Raw genomic sequence first — 23,135 nt, 5'->3', positions numbered from 1 at the left:
GCGGCTCCCCAGCAGAAGAAGACCCAGGGCTTCCAGGCGGCCGGCGCACGCCGTCCGATCGGCGGCGGCCCCTTCGGCGGCATGGGCAGCGGCGAGAAGGCGCAGAACTTCGGGCCGTCGGTGAAGCGCCTGTTCGGGCGGTTGAAGTCCGAGCGCGGGTGGCTGACCGGCGTCGTGCTGCTCGGCGTCGTGAGCGTCGTGCTGAGCGTGCTGGGGCCGAAGATCCTCGGCAACGCGACCAACATCATCTTCAGCGGCTTCCTGTCGAAGAAGCTGCCGGCGGGCATGACCGTGGATCAGGCGGTCGAAGCGGCGCGGCAGAAGTACGGCGACCAGATCGCCGGCGTGCTACGGGGCGCGGGCATCCACCCGGGCCACGGGATCGACTTCCCGGCGCTCGAGATGACGCTCGGCATCGTGCTCGTGCTCTACGTCGCCTCGAGCGTCTTCAGCTGGCTGCAGGGCTACCTGCTGAACGGGGTCACGCAGCGCACCGTGTACCGGCTCCGGCGCGATGTGGAGGCCAAGGTGCACCGCCTGCCCCTGACCTACTTCGACCGCACGCCGCGCGGCGAGCTGCTCAGCCGCGTCACCAACGACATCGACAACATCTCGCAGTCGCTGCAGCAGACGATCAGCCAGCTCGTCATCTCGGTGCTGACCGTCATCGGCGTGCTCGTGATGATGTTCACGATCTCGTGGCTGCTCGCGCTCATCGCGCTCATCACGGTCCCGCTCACGATCGGGATCACGGCCATGATCGGCAAGCGCGCGCAGAAGCAGTTCGTGGCCCAGTGGGCGCACACCGGCGCCCTCAACGCGCAGATCGAGGAGGGCTACACCGGCCACGCGCTGGTCAAGGTGTTCGGCCGTCACAAGGAGGTCGAGGAGCGCTTCGCGCAGAAGAACCAGGAGCTGTACGGGGCGAGCTTCGGCGGTCAGTTCGTGAGCGGGCTGATCATGCCGGCCACGATGTTCGTCGGCAACCTGATCTACGTCGCGATCGCGGTCATCGGCGGGCTTCTCGTCGCGAGCGGCTCGATGAAGATCGGCGACGTGCAGGCCTTCATCCAGTACACCCGGCAGTTCACCCAGCCGCTCGCGCAGCTCGGGTCGATGGCCAACCTGCTGCAGTCCGGGGTCGCGAGCGCCGAGCGCGTTTTCGAGCTGCTCGACGCCGACGAGGAGGTGCCCGACCCGGAGCCCGCGCAGAGCCCCGCGGGGCGCACCGGCCGGCTCGAGTTCGACCACGTCGCCTTCCGCTACGAGCCGGAGAAGCCGCTCATCGACGACCTGTCGCTCGTGGCCGAGCCGGGGCACACGATCGCGGTCGTCGGCCCGACCGGTGCGGGCAAGACGACGCTCGTGAATCTCATCATGCGCTTCTACGAGCTCGACGGCGGCCGGATCACGGTCGACGGGGTCGACACCTCGGCGATGACCCGGGCCGACCTGCGCGCACGCACCGGCATGGTGCTGCAGGACACCTGGCTCTTCCAGGGCACGATCCGGGAGAACATCGCATACGGCAAGCCCGGTGCCACCGACGACGAGATCACCGCCGCGGCCGAGGCCGCCTACGTCGACCGCTTCGTGCACTCGCTGCCCGACGGCTACGACACGGTGCTCGACGACGAGGGCGGCAACGTCTCGGCGGGCGAGAAGCAGCTCATCACGATCGCGCGCGCGTTCATCGCCAAGCCGAGCGTGCTGATCCTGGATGAGGCGACCAGCTCGGTCGACACCCGCACCGAGCTGCTCGTGCAACGGGCGATGAGCGAGCTGCGCAAGGACAGGACCAGCTTCGTGATCGCGCACCGGCTCTCCACGATCCGGGATGCCGACCTCATCCTGGTCATGGAGGCGGGCGCCATCGTCGAGCAGGGCACGCACGACGAGCTGCTCGCCGCGGGCGGCGCGTACGCGCGGCTCTACGAGGCGCAGTTCGCAGCACCGGTGGATGCCGAGGAGCAGGCTCCCGTGCCCGCGCTCGTCGGAGCTCCCGCCGGCCCGCCGACCGCCGGGCAGATCGTGCGCGAGGGGCTCGAGGAGGCAGCGGAGTCGGGCGACCTCGAGGCGCCGTAGACCCGCTCAGGCGGTGCGGCGATCCTCCGCGGACCCGTCGTGCGGCAGCCCGAGGTCGAGCTCGGGGCGACCGACGCCATCGAGCGCGTCGAGCGCCGCGAGCTCCTGAGTCAGATCCGACGCCGAGATCTGCCGGGTGTCCTCCTCGATCTCGCCGAGCGGCGGCAGCACCTTCGCCTCGTCGAGCTGGCTCAGCCGGCGCGCGCTCGGCAGCACCTGACGCTCGAGCGAACCGACGAAGCTGTTGTAGTCCTTGACGCTGCGCTCGATCGAGCGGCCCAGCTTGTCGACGTGCTCGGCCAGCTTGGTGAGGCGGCCGTACAGCTCGCGGCTCACGTCGAACAGCGCCCGCGCCTCCTGCGTCACGACCTCGTGCCGCCAGCTGACCGCCACGGTCTTCAGCAGCAGGTACAGGTTCACCGGCGAGCCGAGCACGACGTTCTTGGCGAACGCGAACTCCATGATCGACGGGTCTGCCTCCACCGCGGCGGAGAGCAGCGACTCGCTCGGGATGAAGGCGACGACGAGCTCCGGGCTCGAGTCGAGGCCGTCCCAGTAGCTGCGGGCGCCGAGCGCCGAGATGTGGTCGCGCACGACCTTGACGTGCTGCTTGAGCAGCGCGTCGCGCCGGGCGAGCTCGCCGGGCTCGGCGGTCGCCGGGATCGCGGCCGCCTCCAGGTAGGAGGTGAACGGCACCTTCGCGTCGACGGCGATGCTCTTGCCGCCGGGGAGGTGCACGATCATGTCGGGCCGGGCCGTGCGCTCCTCGACCCGGATGCTGGTCTGCACGTCGAAGTTGACGTTCTCGAGCATGCCGGCGGCCTCCACGACCGCACGCAGCTGCGTCTCGCCCCAGACGCCGCGGGTCGAGTTGTTCCGCAGCGCGGCGTTCAGCGACTCGGCGGTCGAACGCAGCCGCTCCTCCGACGCCTGCGCGGCGCGCAGCTGCTCGCTCAGCTCCGTGTGCTGCTGCGTGCGCTGGGTCTCGAGCTCGGCGACCTTCGACTGCATCGAGGTCAGCGACTCCTTCACCGGGGCGAGGGCCTGCAGCACCCGGCTCTCCTCGCGTTCGGCGGCCGCACGCCGCTCGGCCTCCTCGCGCGTGCGCTCGACCAGCTCGCGGTACTGGCTCTGCGCGTCGGCGAGCCGCTCCCGCAGCTCGTCGAGCCCGGCGGTGGCGGCCGCAAGGCGGGTGCCGAGCTCCTGCCGGGCCTCGGCGAGGGCGACCTGGTGCCGCGCCTCGAGCACGGCGGGGTCCGCTCCGGATGCCGTGGCCTCCCGCCGGGAGCGCATCACGAGCGCGCCGATCACGCCGCCGAGCGCGATGCCGACCACGAGACCGATGAGAAGCCAGACCACGTCCATGCCGTCAGTGTCGCAAGGGCCGCGGACATCGCCGGGTTGCCGCTCCGTCAGTCGGCGTCGAAGCGCCGGCCACCGCGCCGGGCGAGCGCGCGCACCACCGGCCGTTCGAGCATCCGGTCGACACGGGCGTCGGCGCTGCACAGGTCGAGGAAGAGCCGCCGTCCCGCACGCGTGTGCGCGAGACTCCAGTGGTAGGCGCGCGGCATCCGCTCCCAGATCCGAAGGGCCGTCGCGCCCGCCCGCTGCTGAGGCGCGAGTTCGGCATCCACCGCGCGCGCGTACGCGTCGAGATCGCCCCCGGTCGTGGTGAAGGAGCCCGCCGCCTGCCCGGCCATCCGCCCCGATCGGAGCGCGAACGAGATGCCCTCCCGCGTCCACGGGTCGAGCATGCCGGCGGCGTCGCCCGCGACGAGCACGCGTCCGCGGCGCAGCGGCGACGAGCTGGTGCGCCAGCGGGTGAGGTGCCCGGAGTCGTGGATGCGCTCCGCGCCCGCCAGCCCGAGCTGCCCGACCCAGCGATCGAGGTAGGCCCGGGTGCGGTCCGGCACGCCCGTGCGCTGGATGACGCCGACCGTGAGCGTGTCGCGCTTCGGGAACAGCCACGCGTAGCTGCCCGCATCCGGCCCCCAGTCGAAGAGCGCGCGGCCGGCCCAGTCGTGGTCGGGGGCCGCGAGCTCCAGCTCGAGACCCAGGTCGGTGCCGCCGTAGCGCACGCCGACGTGGCTCGCCGTGCGGCCACCCGTGCCGTCGGCGCCGATGACCGTCGCGGCGAGGAGCTCGTCGCCGTCGGTGCGCAGGTGCACGCCGTCGGCGTCCTCCCCGATCGCGCGCACGGCGACGCCGTCGCGGAACTCGGCGCCCGCCTCCACCGCCGCATCCACGAGGGCCTGGTCGAAGTCGGCGCGGCGCACCATGCCGAGGAACGGCTCGTCGCGCTCGATCCAGTGCCGATCGCGGTCGTCGTGCCCGATGCCGAGCCGCGTCGTCGCGTCCTCCAACGTCGACTCGATGCCCGCCGGCAGCTCGCGCCGCGACCACCCGGTGATGCCGCCGCCGCAGGTCTTGTACCGCGGGAACCGGGCGCGATCGATCAGGAGCACGCGGGCGCCGGCCTGGGCGGCGAATCGGGCCGCCGCCGAACCGGCCGGCCCGGCGCCGACGACCACGACATCCCAGCGCCCGGTCACCCGGTCAAGGGTAGGCGGTGCTCAGCCCGCGAGCGCGACCGGATGCTGCAGGAGCGAGAGGCGCACGCTGGCGAGCTCCGACAGCTCGACGAGGTCGATCGCGCCGTAGCGGTCGGCCGCGTGGATCATGATCGCGGCGCACGCCTCGGAGTCGGCGACGGCGTCGTGGTGGGCGAAGTCCTCGAAGCCCGCGGCCATCGCGACCGACGGCAGGCGGTAGGAGTCGAGGTGGTAGGTCTTGCGGGCCAGCTGCAGGCTGCACATGTAGCGGTACTGCGGCACCGTGATGCCGGTCGCGAGGCACGCGGCCTTGATGACGCCCATGTCGAACCCGGCGTTGTGGGCGACGAGGATGTCGCCGTCGCAGTACTCGACCAGGTCGGCGAGCTGCTCGACCCAGCCCGGAGCGTCGGCGACCATCTCAGGCGTGATGCCGTGGATGCGGATGTTCCAGTCGACGAAGTGGTCGTGCCCGAGCGGCGGCCGGATGTACCACCCGATGCGATCGACGACCTGCCCGTCGCGCACCTTCACGAGTCCGACGGAGCAGGCGCTCGCCGCGGAGCCGTTGGCCGTCTCGAAGTCGATCGCGGTGAAGTCGAGGGGCACGTCTCCGACTCTGGCACCGGGCTCCGACATCCCTCGGTCGGACGCGCCGAATGCCGAGGACCCGCGCCCCGGAGGGGACGCGGGTCCTCGGTGGTGATGCCTCGCCCGCTCATCGCGAGAAGGTGTACGGCAGCAGCGTCTGCTGCGCCTCCTGCGCGAGGCGGTTGCGCTCCTGCAGCGCGAGGGCGCGCTCCAGGCGGTTGGCCCGGCGCTCGGCCTCCGGTCGCGGACCGGATCGCCGCCCCCAGCGGATCAGCGCGAGACCCAGATGCAGGGCGGCGCGATCGAGGGGGGTGAGCGGACGCAGGTCCGCGTGCGTATCGGGCGGGTGGCCGTGGCGGCGCGGGGCCGTCAGGGTGCTGTTCATGCTGGTGTCCTCACCGTGGATGCTGCGCGCGCCCGGTCGGACGCGTCGCCGAGGCGTCGCGTCCGCGCGGGACGCGACGTCGATGCCGCCGCGCGGGGCGGCGGGGTGCCGATCACCGCGCAGGGCGGGATCGTGGACAGCGGTGGCGGTCGCCGGATGCCGCCGCGATCGGGCGGGGCCGGGGACCTGGGCTTCGTGAGCGTCGCCACCGTCGTCGACGGCGGCGCAGAAGACGCTGCTAGCCGTTCCGGACGGAGAGGACGCCGACGAAGCCGGCGGTGCGGAATGCGATTCCGCGGCTCATTGCGAATGCCACGTGCCGACTCCTTTCTGTGTGTCTCGGCGGGGTGCTCAACGAACGTAGTGAACACCGTCCACTTCGGGCAAGCCGACCGGGCGTGTCGCGCGTCGTCGTGATGCGTTCGTGACATCCGGAGCGTGCGGGGCGGCGCTCGGCGCTCGCCGATAGGCTCGACGCCCGTGGCTCTCACCATCGGCATCGTCGGACTCCCGAACGTCGGCAAGTCGACCCTCTTCAACGCGCTGACGAAGAACACGGTCCTCGCCGCCAACTATCCGTTCGCGACGATCGATCCGAACGTGGGCGTCGTCGACCTGCCCGATGCACGGCTGCAGGTGCTGAGCGACCTCTTCCACAGCGAGCGCATCGTGCCCGCCGCGGTGAGCTTCGTCGACATCGCCGGCATCGTGAAGGGGGCGAGCGAGGGCGAGGGCCTCGGCAACCAGTTCCTCGCCAACATCCGCGAGGCCGACGCGATCGCGCAGGTCGTGCGGGGGTTCGCCGACGCCGACGTCGTCCACGTCGCGGGCGCCGTCGACCCGCAGGCCGACCTCGAGGTCATCACCGCGGAGCTCGCTCTCGCCGACCTGCAGACCCTCGAGAAGGCGATCACCCGCCTCGAGAAGGAGGTGCGGGGCAAGAAGGCCGACCCGGCGGTGCTGGATGCCGCCCTCGCCGCGCAGGAATCGTTGAACCGCGGCGTCCCGCTCTCCCGGGCGACCGGCGTCGAGCTGCCGCTGCTGCGCGAGCTGGGGCTGATGACCGCGAAGCCGATCATCTACGTCTTCAACGTCGACGAGGGCGTGCTGATGGATGCCGCCCGCAAGGCCGAGCTGGCCGCGCTCGTCGCGCCGGCTCAGGCCGTGTTCCTCGACGCGAAGATCGAGTCGGAGCTCATCGACCTCGACCCGGCCGACGCGGCCGAGCTGCTGGCATCCACCGGCCAGGAGGAGTCGGGCCTGGATCAGCTGGCCCGCATCGGCTTCGACACGCTCGGCCTGCAGACCTTCCTGACGGCGGGCCCGAAGGAGTCGCGCGCCTGGACGATCGGCAAGGGCTGGAAGGCGCCGCAGGCCGCGGGCGTGATCCACACCGACTTCGAGAAGGGCTTCATCAAGGCGGAGATCGTGTCGTTCGCCGACCTCGTCGCCACCGGCTCGATCGCCGAGGCGCGGGCCCACGGCAAGGCCCGCATCGAGGGCAAGGACTACGTGATGCAGGACGGCGACGTCGTGGAATTCCGCTTCAACAACTGACCGGGGCACGCCCGGACCCGTCGCGCACCCGCCGCGATCGACGTAGCGTGGACGGCATGGACGACCACGAGCATCCGGTGTCCGACGGCAGCGCAAATCGGTCGCGGTGGTCCGCGTCGTCGGCCGGCTGGGGATCGGGCCTCGCGATCGGCATCGTGATTGGGGTGGCCATCGGCGTGGCGATGGGCAACGTGGGGGTGGGCATCGCCATCGGTGTCGCGATCGGATGCGCCCTGGCGGGCGGCCTCGGAACGGCCACCGCGCGCCGGAACGGGCGAAGCGCCGACCCGAACTCTCGACAGCGTCGGTAGCGGCCCGCGCGGTCGCTTCGAATCGCGGCAGGTTCGTCGTCCTTCACGTCCGATTCGTGCCGGGCCGTTCGTTGCATACCTGAGGCGTCCAACGGATGGTCGCCCATGGCAGGAGTGCGACGAATGAAACTCACGACGATCACCCAGATCACGCTGGACGGAGTCACCCAGGGCAACGGCGGCTCGACGGAAGAGGATCTGAGGAACGGATTCGACCGCGGCGGCTGGGCGAGGGGTGCGGGTGACGACAGCACCCGCGACCACATCGCCGCGACCTTCCAGCGCGCCGACGCGTTCCTGTTCGGCCGGCGAACGTATGACGTGCTGTTCGACTTCTGGGGCACGATCGAGGACCTGAAGTGGGACCCCGGTCCGGACGTCGCCGTGGACGAGACCGTGATGGGCTTCGCGTTCCCGAGGGAGGAACGGGAGGCGCTGGTCCTGACCGAGCCGGGCGTTCCAGCGGCCCTCGGCGTCGGACATGCGCTTCAACTGGGTGCACGCGGATCTCGCCGCGCTGGACCAGGTCGAGGCGCGCACCCTCGTCGTCGACGCGTGGCGCATGGTCGCGCGGGCGAAGGTCTCCCGCGCCTACGCGGCGATCGTCGACGATGTCCGAGCACTCGGCTCGGAGCTGGAACGCTCGTACGCCGTCCGGGTCGGCGGGCGGCTGAAGTTCCGGGTGGGACGGCTGGTCTACGTCGCATTCTCGCCGACGACTCCCACCCGTTCGGCCCGCGCTGACCCGCGCGGCCTCGGCCCGCGGGGTCTCGGCCCGCGGGGCCGATAGCGTCAAGCATGTGACTCTCGCCCTCGACCCGCGCGGGGTGGATGCCGCCCTCTTCGACATGGACGGCACCCTTCTCGATTCGAGCGCCGCGGTCGTCGCGTCGTGGACCCTCTTCGCGAAGGAGCACGAGCTCGACACCGCCGAGGTGCTCGCCTCGATCCACGGGGTGCGGGCCGGGGACTCGATCGCGCGCTACCTGCCGGCGGACCGCGTGGAGGCCGAGACGCAGCGGCTGATCGAGCGGGAGCTCGGGCTGCTCGACGGGATCGTGGAGATCCCGGGCGCCGCGGAGGTGCTGCGCGCGCTGCCGGATGCCGGCATCCCGGTCGCGATCGTCACGTCCGCGCCGCGCGACCTCGCCCTCGCGCGGCTGGGTGCGGCGGGCATCCCGGTGCCGGACGTCGTCGTGACGGCCGAGGACATCGACCGCGGCAAGCCGGCCCCCGACGGGTATCTCGAGGCGGCCCGGCGGCTCGGGGCCGACCCCGCACGCTGCGTCGTGTTCGAGGATGCCGAGGCCGGCATCAAGGCGGGGATCGCCGCCGGCTCCCGCGTCATCGTCGTCGGCGAGCACGTCGCCGCCTCGACGAACGGTCTCACCCGGATCGCCGACTACCGCGAGGTCCGCGTCGCGCGCTGACCTAGATCGTCGACGCGTCGATGACGAAGCGGTAGCGCACGTCGGAGGCGAGCACCCGCTCCCACGCCTCGTTCACCCGGTCGGCACGGATGAGCTCGGTCTCGGGTGCGATGCCGTGCTCGGCGCAGTAGTCGAGCATCTCCTGCGTCTCCCGGATGCCGCCGATGCTCGACCCGGCGAACGAGCGGCGCTGGTTGAACAGCGAGAACACCGGCACGGGCAGCGGCTCGCCGGGGGCGCCGACGCTCACGAACGTGCCGTTCAGGCGCAGCAGCGACAGGTACCGGTTCATCGGGATGACCGCGGAGACCGTGTTGACGATGAGGTCGAACGAGCTGCGCAGCTCGGCGAAGGTGGCGTCGTCGGACGTCGCGCGGTAGTCGTCCGCTCCCATCGCGATGCCGTCGTCCTTCTTCGAGAGGCTCTGCGAGAGCACCGTGACGTGGGCGCCGAACGCATGCGCGAACTTCACCGCCATGTGGCCGAGCCCGCCGAGACCGACGACGGCCACGCGCATGCCGGGTCCGGCGTTCCAGTGCCGCAGCGGCGAGTAGGTCGTGATGCCGGCGCAGAGCAGCGGCGCTGCCGTCGCGAGGTCGAGCGCGTCGGGGATGCTGAGCACGAAGTCCTCGGTCACAACGACGTGGGTCGAGTACCCGCCCTGCGTGATCGTGCCGTCGCGGTCGACGGACGCGTACGTGCCGACGTTGCCGTTCAGGCAGTACTGCTCCTCGCCGGCGCGGCAGTTCTCGCACTCGCCGCAGGAGTTCACCATGCAGCCGACGCCGACCCGGTCGCCGACCGCGTGCCGCGTGACCGCGGAGCCGACCTCGGTGACGATCCCGGCGATCTCGTGGCCGACGACCTGCGGATAGGCGATGCTGCGCCAGTCGCCGCGCACGGTGTGGATGTCGGAGTGGCAGATGCCCGCGTACCGGATCTCGATGAGCACGTCGTGCGGACCGACGTCGCGGCGCTCGATCGTGGTGCGCACGAGCGGCTCGGTGGCGGAGGGGGCGGCGTAGGCGGCGACGGTCGTGGGCATGGGTTCACGCTAACGGAGGCGGCCTCCGGCCCGCTGAGCGCGGCTCGGCGCACAATCGTCGGGTGCAGGGACACGCGGGGATCGCCGAGGCCGTCGACCGGCTCGTCGCGACGGGCGCGCGCACGGAGCTGCGCGCGGAGGTGCGTGCCGGCAGGCGGTTCGGTCCCGTTCGCCGCCCGGATGTCGTCGTGCCGCTCGGCCGGGTCTGGCGCCTCGGGGTGCTCCTCCTGGATGTCGAGGGCCGCCTCTACCGCACCGGCGAGGTCATCCATGCTCAGCCGGTGCGCTTCGACAATCACCAGTCGGATCGCGCTGCCGCCCGTCGTGCGCTACGGGTCGCGATCCAGCGGGCCGGCATCGCGCCGGGCGAGACCGTCGTCCTCGGTGCCGAGCCGGTGGATGTCGCGGACGCGCGCGAGGTGAGCTGGGACGGCTCGGGCGATCCCGCCACGCTCGTGCCGCTGGCCGACTACCTGCGCGATCGGGTGGCCCTGCTCGCCGACCCACCCCCGGGGACGTAGCGGGAGGGGCAGAATCGGACGATGGTCGATGCCCCCCGCACCCCCAACGTCGGCGCCTGGACCGGCGTCGCGGCGATCGCGGTCGCCGTCTTCACGGTGCTCGAGTTCACGATCCGTCAGATCTTCGTCGGCGCACGGCCACCGCTCGACGACGCGCCCGCGCTCATCGACTTCGCGCAGCGCACGGCCGCGGGCACCCTCGGGGTGATCCTCATCGACACCTTCCTGATGGCGTCGCTCGTCGTGTTCCTGGCGGCGTTCCGGCAGCTCATCACGCAGGTGCGGCCGGACCTGGACTGGGTCAGCGCGCTCGCCTACGGTGCGGGCATCGTCTGGGTCGCGATCACGCTCGTCGGCGACGGGCTCGAAGGGGGAGCGGCCCTGGATGCCGGCGCGCTCCACCCGGACCCGCACCTCATCCGCACGCTCACGCTCGGGCACTCGCTGCTGTTCGGCGCGATCGGATGCGTGCTGACCGCGCTCGTCGCCGCCGCATCCGGCTATGTGACGATCATCGCGGGCGCGCTGCCGCGCTGGACCGGCCGGCTCGCCCTCGTGGTCGCCGGCGCCAATCTGGTGGCGGTCGCCACGGTGTTCGGCGGCACCGACGACAGCTTCCACGCCGTCGGCGGCTGGGGCACGGCCCTGCTCGCGACGTTCCCGTGGCTGGTCTGGGTCGTGTGCGTGGGCATCGTCGTCATCCGGGGGCGCCGCCAGCACCACGAGTCCGCGAAGGCGCTCGCGACCTCGTCCATCGCCGTCGCCACCGCGTCGACGCCGACGTCCTAGCGAGCGGCTACCGGCCGAACTCGCGATCCTTCTCCTCGTGCTTGAGCGCGAGCCCGAGCACGAAGAACGTCGGCGCCCAGTGCCCGATGAAGATGCCCCACCGGTCGGACTGGGCGCGGTCCGTCTTGCGGTTCGCCTGCGACAGCACCCAGCTGACGAAGCTCAGGCCGATCGACGCGAAGCCGCCGAGGTAGGCCCACTCGCTGCGGAATCCGGCCTCGCTGAGGGCTCGGACGGGGTTCTGGAGACCGGCCTGCTGGGCCGCCTGCGCACGGTTCTTGGCCTCGCGCCTGACGCGGTCCGCGGCCTTCATGGTGTCTGCCTTGAGGGAACTCATCACCCCACGGTGCGCGCCGTCGACGCGAGAGCGCGCGATTCACATGCGGCATACACCTGGATCGCGGCCCCCGTCCCGCTAGGCTGGCCGCACAACCGAACATCGGCCGCAGGCGATGCGGGAGAGCCCGTTCCGGATCCGTCCGGACGGCACCGAAGGAGCAAGCCTCCCCGCCAAACTCTCAGGTCCGCGTACCGCACCGCCAGGCCACTCTGAAGAGAGGGTCGTTCGTCGACCCCGCCCACGGTGAAAGCGCGTCGCGCGAAGCTCTCAGGCACCATGACAGAGGGGGAGTCCGCGCTCGTTCCGAGAGGACTCCCATGACCCAGAACGCCGACAGCCCGGCGCTTCGCAGCCCGCTCGACGCCGTGCACGCCGAGCTCGGCGCGAGCTTCACCGACTTCGCCGGATGGCGCATGCCGGTGTCGTACAGCTCCGACCTCGCCGAGCACGCGGCCGTCCGCACGGCGGCCGGCCTGTTCGATCTGAGCCACATGGCCGAGATCGCGGTGCTCGGCCCGCAGGCGGCGCCCGCGCTCGATGCGGCGCTCGCCGATCCGGTCTCCGGGATCGCGAACGGCCGCGCGAAGTACACGCTGCTCGAGGACGCCGACGGCGGCATCCTCGACGACCTCATCGTCTACCGCACGGGGGATGACCGGTTCCTCGTCGTCGCCAACGCCGGCAACCGGCACGTCGTCGCGGACGCCCTCCGGGAGCGCATCGGGGCGCACGCGTCGCCCTCGGAGGCGCTGGTCGAGGACGAGACCGACGACGTCGCGCTCATCGCCTTGCAGGGGCCGCTCGCGGAGGAGATCCTGCGCAACGTCGAGGGATTCGAGATCCCCGAGCTCGACGGCCTCGGCTACTACCGCAGCACGTCCGGCGACTTCCTCGGCCACGGCGTCTTCGTCGCCCGCACGGGCTACACCGGCGAGGACGGCTTCGAGTTCTACCTCGCGCCGGAGGCAGCCGAGTCGCTGTGGACGGCGCTTCTCGAGACCGGGGAGGGGTCGGGGCTCAAACCGGCCGGGCTCGCCGCACGCGACTCGCTGCGCCTCGAGGCCGGGATGCCGCTGTACGGGCACGAACTCGACCGCACCACGCGTCGCGAGGGCATCGGTCGCGCCGCGCGCCTCGTCCGCGACGGGCGCGTGCTCGTGGGCCTCACCGGCGAGGGGCGTCGCGCCGCCCGTGCGGGCTACGCCGTCGTCCGCGAGGGGGATCCCGTCGGCGGGATCACGTCGGGCGCGCTGTCGCCGACGCTCGGGCATCCGATCGCGATGGCCTACGTCGACGCCGCGCTCGCCGAACCCGGCACCGTCCTCGCCGTCGACGTGCGGGGTACGGAGCTGCCCGTCACCGTCGTCGACCTGCCGTTCTACCGCCGCCCGAAGGAGCACGCATGACCCGCCAGTACACCTCCGATCACGAGTGGGTGGAGGTCGACGGCGACATCGCGACCGTCGGCATCACCCGCTACGCCGCCGACAAGCTCGGCGATGTCGTCTACGTCGACCTGCCGAAGCCGGGCGCGACCGTCACGGCGAGCACCGTCGTGGGCGAGATCGAGTCGACCAAGTCGGTGGGCGAGCTCTTCGCGCCCGTCGACGGTGAGGTCGTCGAGGCCAACCAGGCCGTCGTCGACGACCCCGGCTCGATCAACGCGGATGCCGACGCGGCCTGGCTCATCCGGGTGCGGTTCACGTCGCTGCCGGAGCTGCTCTCCGCCGACCAGTACGCGGAGCTGACCGCCGAATGACCGGATTCGCCGACCGCCACATCGCGCGCTGGAGCTGAAAGCGAAGGCCATTTCTGGCCTTCGCCGCGACGCCAGCGCCGACGCCCGTCTCGGGCGTCGGGAAAACGGGAGAAGAGATTGACTGATTTGTTCGCCGACCGCCACATCGGAACGGATGCGGCGGCGCAGCGCACCATGCTCGCCGCCATCGGGTACGACAGCATCGAGGCGCTCATGGATGCCGCGGTGCCGCCCGGCATCCGGATCACCGAGGACGACACGACCCTCCCGCCGGCCGCGACCGAGCGCGAGACGCTCGCCGAGCTGCGCGAGCTGGCCTCCCGCAACCGCGTGCGCACGCCGATGATCGGGCTCGGATACCACGGCACGATCACGCCGAGCGTCATCCAGCGGGGCGTGCTCGAGAATCCGAGCTGGTACACGGCGTACACGCCGTACCAGCCCGAGATCTCGCAGGGGCGCCTCGAGGCGCTGCTCAACTTCCAGACGATGGTCGCCGACCTGACGGGGCTCGCCACGGCGAACGCCTCGATGCTCGACGAGTCGACCGCGGTCGTCGAGGGGATGCTGCTGGCCCGCCGCGCGTCCGGCTCGGCCTCGAACGTCTTCCTGGTCGATGCCGACGCCCTCCCGCAGACCAAGCGGCTCCTCGCCCACCGCGCCGAGGCCGTCGGCATCGTGCTGCACGAGACCCCCTTCGACCTCGACCCGCCGCCCGCCGATCTGGACGTGTTCGGCGCCTTCATCCAGTACCCCGGCGCCTCGGGGCGGGTGTGGGATCCCTCACGCGTCATCGAGGCGGTGCACGCCCAGGGCGGCCTCGCGGTCGTCGCCGCCGACCTGCTCGCGCTCACCCTTCTCACGAGCCCGGGCGAGCTCGGCGCCGACGTCGCCGTGGGCACGAGCCAGCGCTTCGGCGTGCCGCTCGGCTTCGGCGGCCCGCACGCCGGGTACCTGGCCGTGCGCGCCGGTCTGGAGCGGCAGCTGCCCGGCCGGCTGGTCGGCGTGAGCCAGGATGCCGACGGCTATCCGGCATACCGGCTCAGTCTGCAGACCCGCGAGCAGCACATCCGGCGCGAGAAGGCGACGAGCAACATCTGCACGGCGCAGGTGCTGCTCGCCGTGATGGCGTCGATGTACGCGGTGTACCACGGCCCGCAGGGCCTCAGGGCGATCGCGCACCGCGTCAACCGGCTCGCCCGGTTGCTCGCCGACGCGCTCGCCGCCGCCGGCCTCGAGCCCGTGCACGGCGCCTACTTCGACACGCTCACCCTCGCGGTCCCGGGGCATGCCGACGCCGTCGTCGCCAATGCGGCGGAGCTCGGCATCGACCTGCGCCGCGTCGACGGCGACGTGGTCGGCGTCACCCTCGACGAGACGACGACCGAGCACGACGTGCTCGCCGTGCTCGCGGCGGTGCTCGGCGACGACGCGCCCGACGGCCTCGGGTTCAAGCCGGTCGCCCGCGGCATCCCGCCGGAGCTCGCCCGCACGAGCGCGTACCTGACGCATCCGGTCTTCCAGACCCACCGCTCCGAGACGGCGATGATGCGCTACCTGAAGTACCTCGCGGACAAGGACTACGCGCTCGACCGCGGCATGATCCCGCTGGGCTCCTGCACCATGAAACTCAACGCGGCCACCGAGATGGCCGCGATCACGTGGCCGGAGTTCGCCGACATCCACCCGTTCGCGCCCGAGGACTCCACGCGCGGCTACCTCGACCTCATCCACCAGCTCGAGGACTGGCTCGCCCAGGTGACCGGCTACGACGAGGTGTCGCTGCAGCCGAACGCCGGATCGCAGGGCGAGCTGGCCGGGCTGCTCGCGATCCGGGGCTACCACCGCGCCAACGGCGACGACGGGCGCACGGTGTGCCTCATCCCGCAGAGCGCCCACGGCACCAACGCGGCGAGCGCCGTGCTGGCCGGCATGCGCGTGGTCGTGGTCGCCACCGACGAGCTCGGCAACGTCGACCTCGACGACCTGCGGGCGAAGGTCGCGGAGCACGCCGACGACCTCGCGGCGCTCATGGTCACCTACCCGTCGACGCACGGGGTGTACGAGCACGAGATCGCACGCATCGCGGATGCCGTGCACGACGCCGGCGGGCAGGTCTACGTCGACGGCGCCAACCTCAATGCGCTGCTCGGCTACGCCCGGTTCGGCGACTTCGGCGGCGACGTCTCGCACCTCAACCTGCACAAGACGTTCTGCATCCCCCACGGCGGCGGCGGCCCCGGCGTGGGCCCCGTCGCCGCGAAGGCGCACCTCGCCCCGTACCTCCCGGGCATGAGCGGGTCGAGTAGCGGCGGAGCCGCGTATCGAGACCCCCACGCGAACCCCGTCAGCGCGGCGCCGTACGGCAGCCCCGGCATCCTGCCCATCACCTGGTCGTACATCCGGATGATGGGGTCGGACGGGCTGAAGTCCGCGACCGGCGCCGCGGTGCTCGCCGCCAACTACGTCGCGGCCCGGCTGCGCGAGCACTACCCGATCCTCTTCTCCGGAGAACACGGCCTCGTCGCGCACGAGTGCATCCTGGATCTGCGGCCGCTGCGCGAGAACTCCGGAGTAACGGTGGATGACGTGGCCAAGCGCCTCATCGACTACGGCTTCCACGCGCCCACGATGTCGTTCCCGGTCGCGGGCACGCTCATGGTGGAGCCGACCGAGAGCGAGGACCTCGCGGAGCTCGACCGCTTCATCGAGGCCATGATCGCCATCCGGGCCGAGGCGGATGCCGTGGCCGCGGGGGAGTGGCCGGCCTCCGACAACCCGCTCGTCAACGCGCCGCATACGGCGGAGGTCGCCGTGGCGACCGAGTGGACCCACCCGTACGCGCGGGAGACCGCGGTGTACCCGGTGCCCGGGCTCGTGCATCGCAAGTACTGGCCGCCGGTGCGCCGGATCGACCAGGCCTACGGCGACCGCAACCTGTTCTGCGCCTGCCCCCCGGTGGAGGCGTTCGCTTAGCCGCGGGTCAGGCGGGGGCGGGGAGGGCGAACGCGCCGCCTGAGGGCGCGGGGAAGAGTCGGAGGATCTGCTCGCGGATCTCGTCGGCCTTGCGGAAGCTCAGCCCCATCATGGCGACGTGCTTCCACTGCACCACGCCGCCCGCATCGACGATGAAGATGGAGCGGCGCGTCAGCATGCCGCCGAGGGTCGAGACGCCGTAGGTCTTCGCGACCCCGTCACGGGAGTCGGCCAGCAGCGGGAAGGTCAGGCCCTGCTTGCGCGCGAACTCCTCGTGGCTCTCGACGCCCTGCAGGCTGATGCCCCACACCTGCGCGCCGAGCGCGTCGAAGCCGGAGAAGTTGTCCTGGTAGCTGCACAGCTGCTCCGTGCAGACCTTGCTCTGGTCGAGGGGGTAGAAGGCCAGCACGATCGGATGCCCGCGCTCCTTCGAGAGGCGGAAGGGCATCCGGTGCACCTCGCCGTCGACGACCTGGATGCCGGGGAGCACGAAATCGGGCGCGACGTCCCCGATGTCCACGGCCCCCATGCCGAAATCCTACGTGCTGACCGGTGCGCGTTCAGTGGCCGCTCACACCGAACAGCGATGGGAACGTCGTCGCCGCCCACGCGTAACCCACGAAGACCACCGCGTCGATGAGGAAGTGCGCGACGACGAACGGCAGCACCCGCTTCACCCGCGTGTAGAGCCACCCGAAGATCAGGCCCATGACGAGGTTGCCCGCGAACCCGCCCCACCCCTGGTACAGGTGGTAGCTGCCGCGCACGAGGGCCGCGGTCAGGATGATGGCCCACCGGTTCCAGCCGAGGCTGCCGAGTCGGTCGTAGAGGAAGCCCAGCACCACGAGCTCCTCCTGCAGTCCCGATCGCAGGGCGGACAGCAGCAGGACGGGCACCGTCCACCAGTAGGGCGCGAGACCGGATGCGTCGACGCCCACCGCGAAGCCGAGTTGCCGCGCGAGGACGTAGACGCCGATCCCGCCCGCGCCGATCACCAGGGCGAGGCCGAGCGCCCACAGGGGATCGGATGCGCGCGGTCGTACGACGCCGAGCCGACCGAGGTGCGGCCGGGCCGAGCTCCACACGAAGTAGCCGGCAAGCACGACCGGCGCCAGCGAGAAGGCGATGTCGAGCAGCTGATAGGTGAGATCGATGTACTGCCGTGCGCTCTGGGTGGGGTTCAGCGTCGTGGTCTGGCCGGCGAGACCGCCGGGCCGGGTGGCGTAGTCGATCAGCGACACGATCGCGTAGATCGCCGACTGTCCGAGGCCGAGCCCCAGCACGAGGACGATCTGCCACCAGATACGCCCCTTGTCGGACCTCGACAAGACGGGGGCGGTCACGTCACCGATCGTAGGCATCCTCGGGGACGCATATCCGCCACGGCGCCGATTCCACGCGCATGATTCCGTCGTTGCGCGCCATATCGCTGCACGAATGCGCTAATCGCGCAAGAATTTGCACTCTGCATTTCCGAGATGTAACGATTCCCCTTACGGTTTTGGCAACCGTCGGCCCCCACCTAGGGTCATGGTGTCAGCGCGGACGCCCCGGACCACTGGTGTGCGCCGCGTCGGTTTTCTGCACAGGAGGAAAATTGCATATCAAACGATTGGCCGCCATCACAGCGGCCGTCGCGGCAGCCGCGCTGGTCCTGACCGGCTGCTCGGCGGGAGGCGGCTCGGAGGTCGTCAGCGGCACCTCGATCAGCGTGGCTCAGAACTCGGCCATGACGACGATGAACGCGTTCACCGCGACCAACTACTCGACGTACAACTCGAACCCCGCGTACCTGTACCAGGGGCTCCTGTTCAACTACTACGAGCAGACCAAGCTCACCAAGAACACGGCGTTCGGCACGTACAAGAAGCTCTCGAACGACCCGCTCAAGGTGAAGTACACGATCAACGACGGCGTCAAGTGGACCGACGGCGCGCCCGTCGACGCCGCGGACATGATCCTGGCGTGGGCCTCGAGCATCTCGAAGTACAACGACCCCAAGGGCGTGAACTTCGGCGGTGTCGCCGCGGGCTCGGGTCTCGACAAGGTCACCAAGACCCCGACGATCGGCGACGACGGACGGTCGATCACCATCACGTTCGACAGCCCCTGGGTGGACTGGGAGATCCTGCCCTCCATCGCGCCGAACGTGCCCTCGGCGGTCGTCTGGGAGGAGGCCGGTATCGACAAGAAGACCGGCAAGGACGCCCAGAACGCGGTCGTGAAGGCGATCAAGGACAACGACACCGCGACACTGAAGAAGCTGGCCAAGGTCTGGAAGAACGGCTTCGACATGACGTCGACGCCGAAGGACAAGAAGCTGCTGACGACCTTCGGTCCGTACAAGGTGCAGTCGCTCACCAAGCAGTACGTGACGCTCGTGGCGAACCCGGACTACAACTGGGGTCCGAAGCCGAAGATCGCGAAGGTCACGATCCGCTTCATCGCGGACCAGACCGCACAGGTGCAGGCCCTCCTGAACGGCGAGCTCAGCGTCCTGTACGGCCAGGCCACCGCCGACACGGTGAAGGCGCTTCAGGGGCAGAAGGGTATCGAGTCCACGACCACCCCGACGGCCACCTACGAGCACATCGACCTCACGATGGACCACGGCGTCTTCTCGCCCGCGGCCTACGGCGGCGACGAGCAGAAGGCGCTCTGGGTGCGTCAGGCGTTCTTGAAGGTCCTTCCCCGTCAGGAGATGCTGACCCGCCTCATCACGCCGCTCTCGTCCTCGGCGAAGCTCGACGACTCGGCGCTCTTCCTGCCCGGACAGCCCGGCTACGACGACGTCATCAAGTCGAACGGCTCGTCGGACTACGACAAGGTCGATGTGGAGGGTGCCAAGGCGCTGCTCGCGAAGGCCGGCGTGACCAACCCGGTCGTCAAGTTCGCCTACGCGAACGACAACCCGCGTCGTGCCAGCGAGTTCCAGCTCACGCAGGCCTCGGCTGCGCAGGCCGGGTTCAAGGTCGTGGATGTCGGCAAGTCCGGTGACGAGTACTTCGGCGCCAACGGCCTCGGCTCGGGCAAGTACGACTACGACGCGACCGTGTTCGCGTGGCAGTCGACCTCCGGCGCCGTGACCGGCAACGAGGGTGCGTTCAAGACCAAGGGCGGCAGCAACTTCCAGGGCTTCTCGAACGCCGACGTGGACAAGCTGTGGGAGTCGATCGAGGGACAGACCACGGATGCCGCGGCGATCCCGGACCTCAAGAAGATCGACGGCCTGCTCTTCAAGAACGCGGTCACCATGCCGCTGTTCCAGCTGCCGGATGTCTCGGCCTGGTCGTCGAAGATCTCCAACGTCTCCGACGCGCCGTACAGCCCGAACATCTTCTGGAACTTCTGGGAGTGGACGGAGAAGAAGTAGTCGCGTGACGGCCTAGCCGTCGCAGCGGGTCGGGGTCGTGCCGCAAACGCACGGCCCCGACTCGCGACCGCCCCCCGTCGCGGGTATCGTCCCGCTCACCAGAACAAGGAAGTCCCACCGTGGTCTCGTTCATCGTCCGACGGATCCTGGCATCCCTCGTGGTGCTCTTCGTCGCCTCCTATCTCGTCTACAACCTCGCGGCGAACTCCTCGGACCCCCTCGCCGACCTCCGCAGCTCGACGCTTCCCACCGCCCAGAAGCACGCCCTCATGGAGCAGCGCATCGCTGCGCTGCAGCTCGACATCCCGCCGTATCTGCGGTACTTCATCTGGTTCGGCGGCATCCTCGCCGGCTTCGTCGGCAAGTTCACGCTCGGCGACACGATCGACGGCCAGCACGTGACCGACGCGCTCGGCTCCGCGATGGGCGCGACCCTGCAGCTGGTCACCACCGCATTCGTCATCGGCCTGATCATCGGCGTGACGATCGGCATCGCGACCGCCCTGCGTATCTACTCGACGTTCGACTACATCACCACGTTCATCGCGTTCCTGTTCTTCTCGCTCCCGGTGTTCTGGGTCGCGGTCATGCTCAAGCAGTTCGCGGCCATCAACTTCAACGACTTCCTGTCGAGTCCAGTGATCCCACCGCTCTGGATCGGCATCATCGCCGTGGTCTCGGGCGTGGTCTGGATGGGCATCGTCGGGGGCGGCTGGCGCCGGCGGCTCATCGTGTTCGGCGTCGCCGTCCTCGCGCCGATCGCCGTGCTGACCTTCACGAACCTCACCGGCTGGTTCAAGACCCCCTCGCTCGGCCCGGTCGTCACGCCCGCGCTCGCGATCGGGGCGGCCGTCATCGTCACGGTGCTCTCCACCGGCTGGGCGAACAAGCGCTCCCGGTACACGGCACTCAGCGTCGCGCTCGGCATCGGCCTCGCGCTCTACTACCCCCTGCACCTGCTGTTCAACCAGTTCGGCGTCATCAACATCGGCACGGTGCTGCTGCTCATCGCCGTGATGATCGTGCTGGGCGGTGTCGGCGGATGGCTCTGGGGCGGGAACGACCGGCGGCCGCAGATCCGCACCGGCGCCATCACGGCGTTCGCGACGATCCTCATCGTGCTGATCGACCGGTTCATGGAGTCGTGGGGCATCTACTCCGATCAGGTCACCAACGGCCGGCCGATCTCCACCGTCGGGGCGAACACCCCCGACCTCGACGCGGTGTTCTGGATCAACGGGCTCGACACGTTCTCGCATCTCATCCTGCCGACGACCGCGCTCATCCTGATCTCGGTCGCGAGCTACAGCCGCTACGCGCGGGCCAGCCTGCTCGACGTGCTGAACCAGGATTACATCCGAACGGCGCGGGCCAAGGGCCTCACGGAGCGCACCGTCGTGATGCGGCACGCGTTCCGCAACGCGCTCATCCCGATCACGACGATCATCGCGCTCGACCTCGGCGCGCTCATCAGCGGCGCCGTGCTCACGGAGACCGTCTTCGCCTGGTCGGGCATGGGGGCCCTGTTCGTTCAGGCGCTGCGCAAGGTGGATGTGAACCCGATCATGGGCTTCTTCCTCGTGACCGCGATCACCGTCATCGTGTTCAACTTCCTCGCCGACATCGTGTACTCGGCGCTCGACCCCAGGATCCGGGTGACCGCATGACCTTCGGACAGCTCAACGCCGGTTCCAGCGACGTCGGCACGCCCGGCGGCGAGGACCCGCGCAACCTCGCGCTCCAGAGCGCGGACGGCCTGCTCGAGCAGAACGACGAGGCCTCGATCGAGATGCACGAGGTCGAAGGCCTGAGCCTCGGCCGCATCGTGACCCGGCGCTTTTTCCGGCATCGCGCCGCGATGATCTGTCTGATCATCCTGGCCATCGTCGTCGTGCTCGCGTTCACGTCGCAGGGCATCGATGCGTTCGGCGTGCAGATCCACGGCTGGTGGATGTGGACCTACGCCCAGGTGCCCGACGTGATCAACGGCGGCGAGCCGACGCTCTCGCTCGTGCCGTTCAACATCGGCATCCACCCGCTCGGGCAGGACACCGTGGGGCACGACATGTTCGCGCAGGTCATGCGGGGAACCCAGCAGTCCCTCATGATCGTCTTCCTCGCGGGCATCGTCTCGACGTTCATCGGCGTCACGCTCGGGTCGATCGCCGGCTACTTCGGCGGCTGGATCGACGCTGTGCTCATGCGCCTGACCGACATCACGATCATCGTGCCGTTCTACCTGATCGCCGCGATCGTCGGGCAGACGGTCGGCGGCGCCGGGCCGGCCTTCCTCGGCATCTTCCTCGGTGCGCTGCTCTGGACCACGCTCGCCCGGCTCGTGCGCGGCGAGGTGCTCGCCCTGCGCGAGCGCGAGTTCGTCGAAGCGGCGAAGGTCGCCGGAGCGTCGGATGCCCGCATCATCTTCCGGCACATCCTGCCGAACACGGTCGGCGTCATCATCGTCTCCGCGACGCTCACCATGTCGGCGACGATCCTCACCGAGGCCGCGATCAGCTTCCTCGGCTTCGGCGTCCGGTCGCCCGACACCTCGCTCGGCCTCATCATCAGTCAGTACCAGGCGGCGTTCTCGACCCGGCCCTGGCTGTTCTGGTGGCCCGGCCTGTTCATCGTCGTCATCGCGCTGACGATCAACTTCATCGGCGACGGGCTGCGCGACGCGTTCGACCCGCGGCAGCGTCGCGGGCTCACCCGCCGCGCGCGCCGCGAGCGGGCGATGGAGGTCGAGCGGGCCACGGCGGCGGCCGCGGGGAGCGCCTCGTGACGATGCGTCGTCGCGTCGTGACGACGCGCCAGCGCGTCGGATCAGGGCCAGGCCGCGCCGAGGACCGTCGCCAGCACGAGCACGGCGAGTGCGCTCACCGGCACGATGTTCCACCGCGTCCGCACGCCCGGGCCCTCGACCGCGCCGAGCAGTCCCCGGTCGCGGTAGCTGCTCCACTGGCGCACGACGAGGGAGCGGGACTGCTCCGCGCCGCCCTCCTCGCGACGCCGGCTGAGCGACAGCGACAGCAGGCTGCGGCGCGCCCGTCCGAGCTGACTGAACGGGCCGGGGGAGGGCGCCGCCCACGCCGTGATGCGCCCGCGCTCCGTGTCGAGGGTCAGCGACCAGCGCGAGTCGATGTCGCGGATCGCGGCCCACGACACGTCGTGCGTGCGCAGCGGATTGACGACGCGCAGCTCCGCCGGATCCAGCTCGAGCCGCGGCATCCAGAACACCACGACGGCCGCGACGGCGACGAGCAGGACCGCGGGCGTTCCCCGCAGCAGCACGTCACCGTGTCCGTAGACCACCAGCGACACCTCGACCACGGCGCAGATCGCCACCACGAGCCCCGCGAGGACGCGGGAGCCGACGGGATAGAGCACGGTCTCCTGGGGTCCGATCGCCACCCCCACATTC

General features: G+C 70.5%; 22 protein-coding genes and 2 riboswitches. Of the genes, 13 read left to right on the top strand and 9 right to left on the bottom strand.

Translation table 11 applies throughout. The features are described from left to right. Positions 1-81 precede the first annotated feature (81 nt). Positions 82-2,085, top strand: coding sequence for an ABC transporter ATP-binding protein (locus tag ABD285_RS14725; RefSeq protein WP_284255722.1), 2,004 nt, complete (start codon positions 82-84; stop codon positions 2,083-2,085). Positions 2,086-2,091: 6 nt separating this feature from the next. On the opposite strand, the gene ABD285_RS14720 is transcribed toward ABD285_RS14725, so the two are convergent. The 4 genes from ABD285_RS14720 to ABD285_RS14705 all read right to left on the bottom strand — a co-directional run bounded on the left by ABD285_RS14720 (position 2,092) and on the right by ABD285_RS14705 (position 5,613). Beyond that, a complete protein-coding gene (locus ABD285_RS14720) occupies positions 2,092-3,450 on the bottom strand; it encodes a DNA recombination protein RmuC (protein ID WP_284254870.1) in 1,359 nt (452 codons plus the stop codon). Between the two features lie 47 nt (positions 3,451-3,497). After that, complete coding sequence (locus ABD285_RS14715; RefSeq protein ID WP_284254871.1) at positions 3,498-4,637, bottom strand: geranylgeranyl reductase family protein; 1,140 nt, start codon at positions 4,635-4,637, stop codon at positions 3,498-3,500. Between the two features lie 21 nt (positions 4,638-4,658). Beyond that, on the bottom strand, positions 4,659-5,246 hold the full coding sequence (locus ABD285_RS14710) for a 3'-5' exonuclease (RefSeq protein WP_284254872.1): 588 nt from the start codon (positions 5,244-5,246) through the stop codon (positions 4,659-4,661). Positions 5,247-5,355: 109 nt separating this feature from the next. Further along, positions 5,356-5,613 (bottom strand): hypothetical protein, encoded by a 258-nt coding sequence (locus tag ABD285_RS14705; RefSeq protein WP_344203202.1) that lies wholly within the window; start codon positions 5,611-5,613, stop codon positions 5,356-5,358. Between the two features lie 480 nt (positions 5,614-6,093). Here ABD285_RS14705 and ychF point away from each other — a divergent pair, with 480 nt between their 5' ends. From ychF to ABD285_RS14685, 4 genes are all read left to right on the top strand, one after another. Next, positions 6,094-7,170 (top strand): redox-regulated ATPase YchF, encoded by a 1,077-nt coding sequence (gene ychF / locus ABD285_RS14700; protein WP_344203200.1) that lies wholly within the window; start codon positions 6,094-6,096, stop codon positions 7,168-7,170. Between the two features lie 56 nt (positions 7,171-7,226). Further along, on the top strand, positions 7,227-7,481 hold the full coding sequence (locus ABD285_RS14695; protein ID WP_344203198.1) for a hypothetical protein: 255 nt from the start codon (positions 7,227-7,229) through the stop codon (positions 7,479-7,481). Between the two features lie 481 nt (positions 7,482-7,962). Continuing rightward, a complete protein-coding gene (locus ABD285_RS14690; protein ID WP_284254874.1) occupies positions 7,963-8,271 on the top strand; it encodes a hypothetical protein in 309 nt (102 codons plus the stop codon). A gap of 10 nt (positions 8,272-8,281) precedes the next feature. After that, the gene (locus ABD285_RS14685; RefSeq protein WP_284254875.1) at positions 8,282-8,911 is read left to right on the top strand and encodes an HAD-IA family hydrolase; all 630 of its coding nucleotides are present in this window, start codon (positions 8,282-8,284) and stop codon (positions 8,909-8,911) included. Between the two features lies 1 nt (position 8,912). Here the strand turns inward: ABD285_RS14685 and ABD285_RS14680 are convergent, their stop codons facing one another. After that, entirely contained in the window at positions 8,913-9,956 is a 1,044-nt protein-coding gene (locus ABD285_RS14680; protein WP_284254876.1) for an NAD(P)-dependent alcohol dehydrogenase, read from the bottom strand. Between the two features lie 62 nt (positions 9,957-10,018). Between ABD285_RS14680 and ABD285_RS14675 the strand changes: the two genes are divergently transcribed. Further along, positions 10,019-10,477 carry a hypothetical protein gene (locus ABD285_RS14675; protein ID WP_284254877.1) on the top strand — a complete coding sequence of 153 codons (459 nt, stop codon included), beginning with the start codon at positions 10,019-10,021 and terminating at the stop codon, positions 10,475-10,477. A gap of 21 nt (positions 10,478-10,498) precedes the next feature. Then, entirely contained in the window at positions 10,499-11,266 is a 768-nt protein-coding gene (locus ABD285_RS14670) for a hypothetical protein (RefSeq protein ID WP_344203196.1), read from the top strand. A 7-nt stretch (positions 11,267-11,273) separates the two neighbouring features. Here the strand turns inward: ABD285_RS14670 and ABD285_RS14665 are convergent, their stop codons facing one another. Continuing rightward, a complete protein-coding gene (locus ABD285_RS14665; protein WP_284254880.1) occupies positions 11,274-11,603 on the bottom strand; it encodes a hypothetical protein in 330 nt (109 codons plus the stop codon). A gap of 108 nt (positions 11,604-11,711) precedes the next feature. Then, positions 11,712-11,810: riboswitch (glycine riboswitch) on the top strand. Continuing rightward, a riboswitch (glycine riboswitch) is annotated at positions 11,811-11,896 on the top strand. It abuts the riboswitch before it with no gap. 27 nt (positions 11,897-11,923) lie between these two features. On the opposite strand from ABD285_RS14665, the gene gcvT reads away from it, so the two are divergent. The 3 genes from gcvT to gcvP all read left to right on the top strand — a co-directional run bounded on the left by gcvT (position 11,924) and on the right by gcvP (position 16,341). Then, on the top strand, positions 11,924-13,012 hold the full coding sequence (gene gcvT, locus ABD285_RS14660; RefSeq protein WP_344203194.1) for a glycine cleavage system aminomethyltransferase GcvT: 1,089 nt from the start codon (positions 11,924-11,926) through the stop codon (positions 13,010-13,012). Further along, positions 13,009-13,365, top strand: a complete 357-nt coding sequence (gene gcvH, locus ABD285_RS14655) for a glycine cleavage system protein GcvH (protein WP_284254881.1) — start codon at positions 13,009-13,011, stop codon at positions 13,363-13,365. The genes gcvT and gcvH overlap by 4 nt, the downstream gene beginning before the upstream one ends. Positions 13,366-13,539: 174 nt before the next feature. Then, positions 13,540-16,341 carry an aminomethyl-transferring glycine dehydrogenase gene (gcvP, locus tag ABD285_RS14650; RefSeq protein ID WP_425565072.1) on the top strand — a complete coding sequence of 934 codons (2,802 nt, stop codon included), beginning with the start codon at positions 13,540-13,542 and terminating at the stop codon, positions 16,339-16,341. 7 nt (positions 16,342-16,348) lie between these two features. On the opposite strand, the gene ABD285_RS14645 is transcribed toward gcvP, so the two are convergent. After that, positions 16,349-16,870: a peroxiredoxin gene (locus ABD285_RS14645; RefSeq protein ID WP_284254882.1), complete on the bottom strand. Its 522-nt coding sequence runs from the start codon at positions 16,868-16,870 to the stop codon at positions 16,349-16,351. A gap of 31 nt (positions 16,871-16,901) precedes the next feature. Further along, positions 16,902-17,684, bottom strand: a complete 783-nt coding sequence (locus tag ABD285_RS14640) for a CPBP family intramembrane glutamic endopeptidase (RefSeq protein WP_284254883.1) — start codon at positions 17,682-17,684, stop codon at positions 16,902-16,904. A gap of 269 nt (positions 17,685-17,953) precedes the next feature. On the opposite strand from ABD285_RS14640, the gene ABD285_RS14635 reads away from it, so the two are divergent. The 3 genes from ABD285_RS14635 (at position 17,954) to ABD285_RS14625 (ending at position 22,496) form a co-directional block, all read left to right on the top strand. Beyond that, positions 17,954-19,714, top strand: a complete 1,761-nt coding sequence (locus ABD285_RS14635) for an ABC transporter family substrate-binding protein (protein WP_284254884.1) — start codon at positions 17,954-17,956, stop codon at positions 19,712-19,714. Positions 19,715-19,833: 119 nt separating this feature from the next. Further along, positions 19,834-21,381, top strand: a complete 1,548-nt coding sequence (locus tag ABD285_RS14630) for an ABC transporter permease (protein WP_344203189.1) — start codon at positions 19,834-19,836, stop codon at positions 21,379-21,381. Beyond that, a complete protein-coding gene (locus ABD285_RS14625; protein WP_284254885.1) occupies positions 21,378-22,496 on the top strand; it encodes an ABC transporter permease in 1,119 nt (372 codons plus the stop codon). Before ABD285_RS14630 ends, ABD285_RS14625 begins: the two co-directional genes overlap by 4 nt. A 41-nt stretch (positions 22,497-22,537) precedes the next feature. Here the strand turns inward: ABD285_RS14625 and ABD285_RS14620 are convergent, their stop codons facing one another. After that, entirely contained in the window at positions 22,538-23,125 is a 588-nt protein-coding gene (locus ABD285_RS14620; protein WP_344203187.1) for a PH domain-containing protein, read from the bottom strand. Positions 23,126-23,135: the final 10 nt, after the last annotated feature.

It is taken from the genome of Pseudolysinimonas kribbensis, from assembly GCF_039531715.1.
Lineage (GTDB): Bacteria > Actinomycetota > Actinomycetes > Actinomycetales > Microbacteriaceae > Pseudolysinimonas > Pseudolysinimonas kribbensis.
This window is presented reverse-complemented; position numbering and strand designations above follow the sequence as displayed.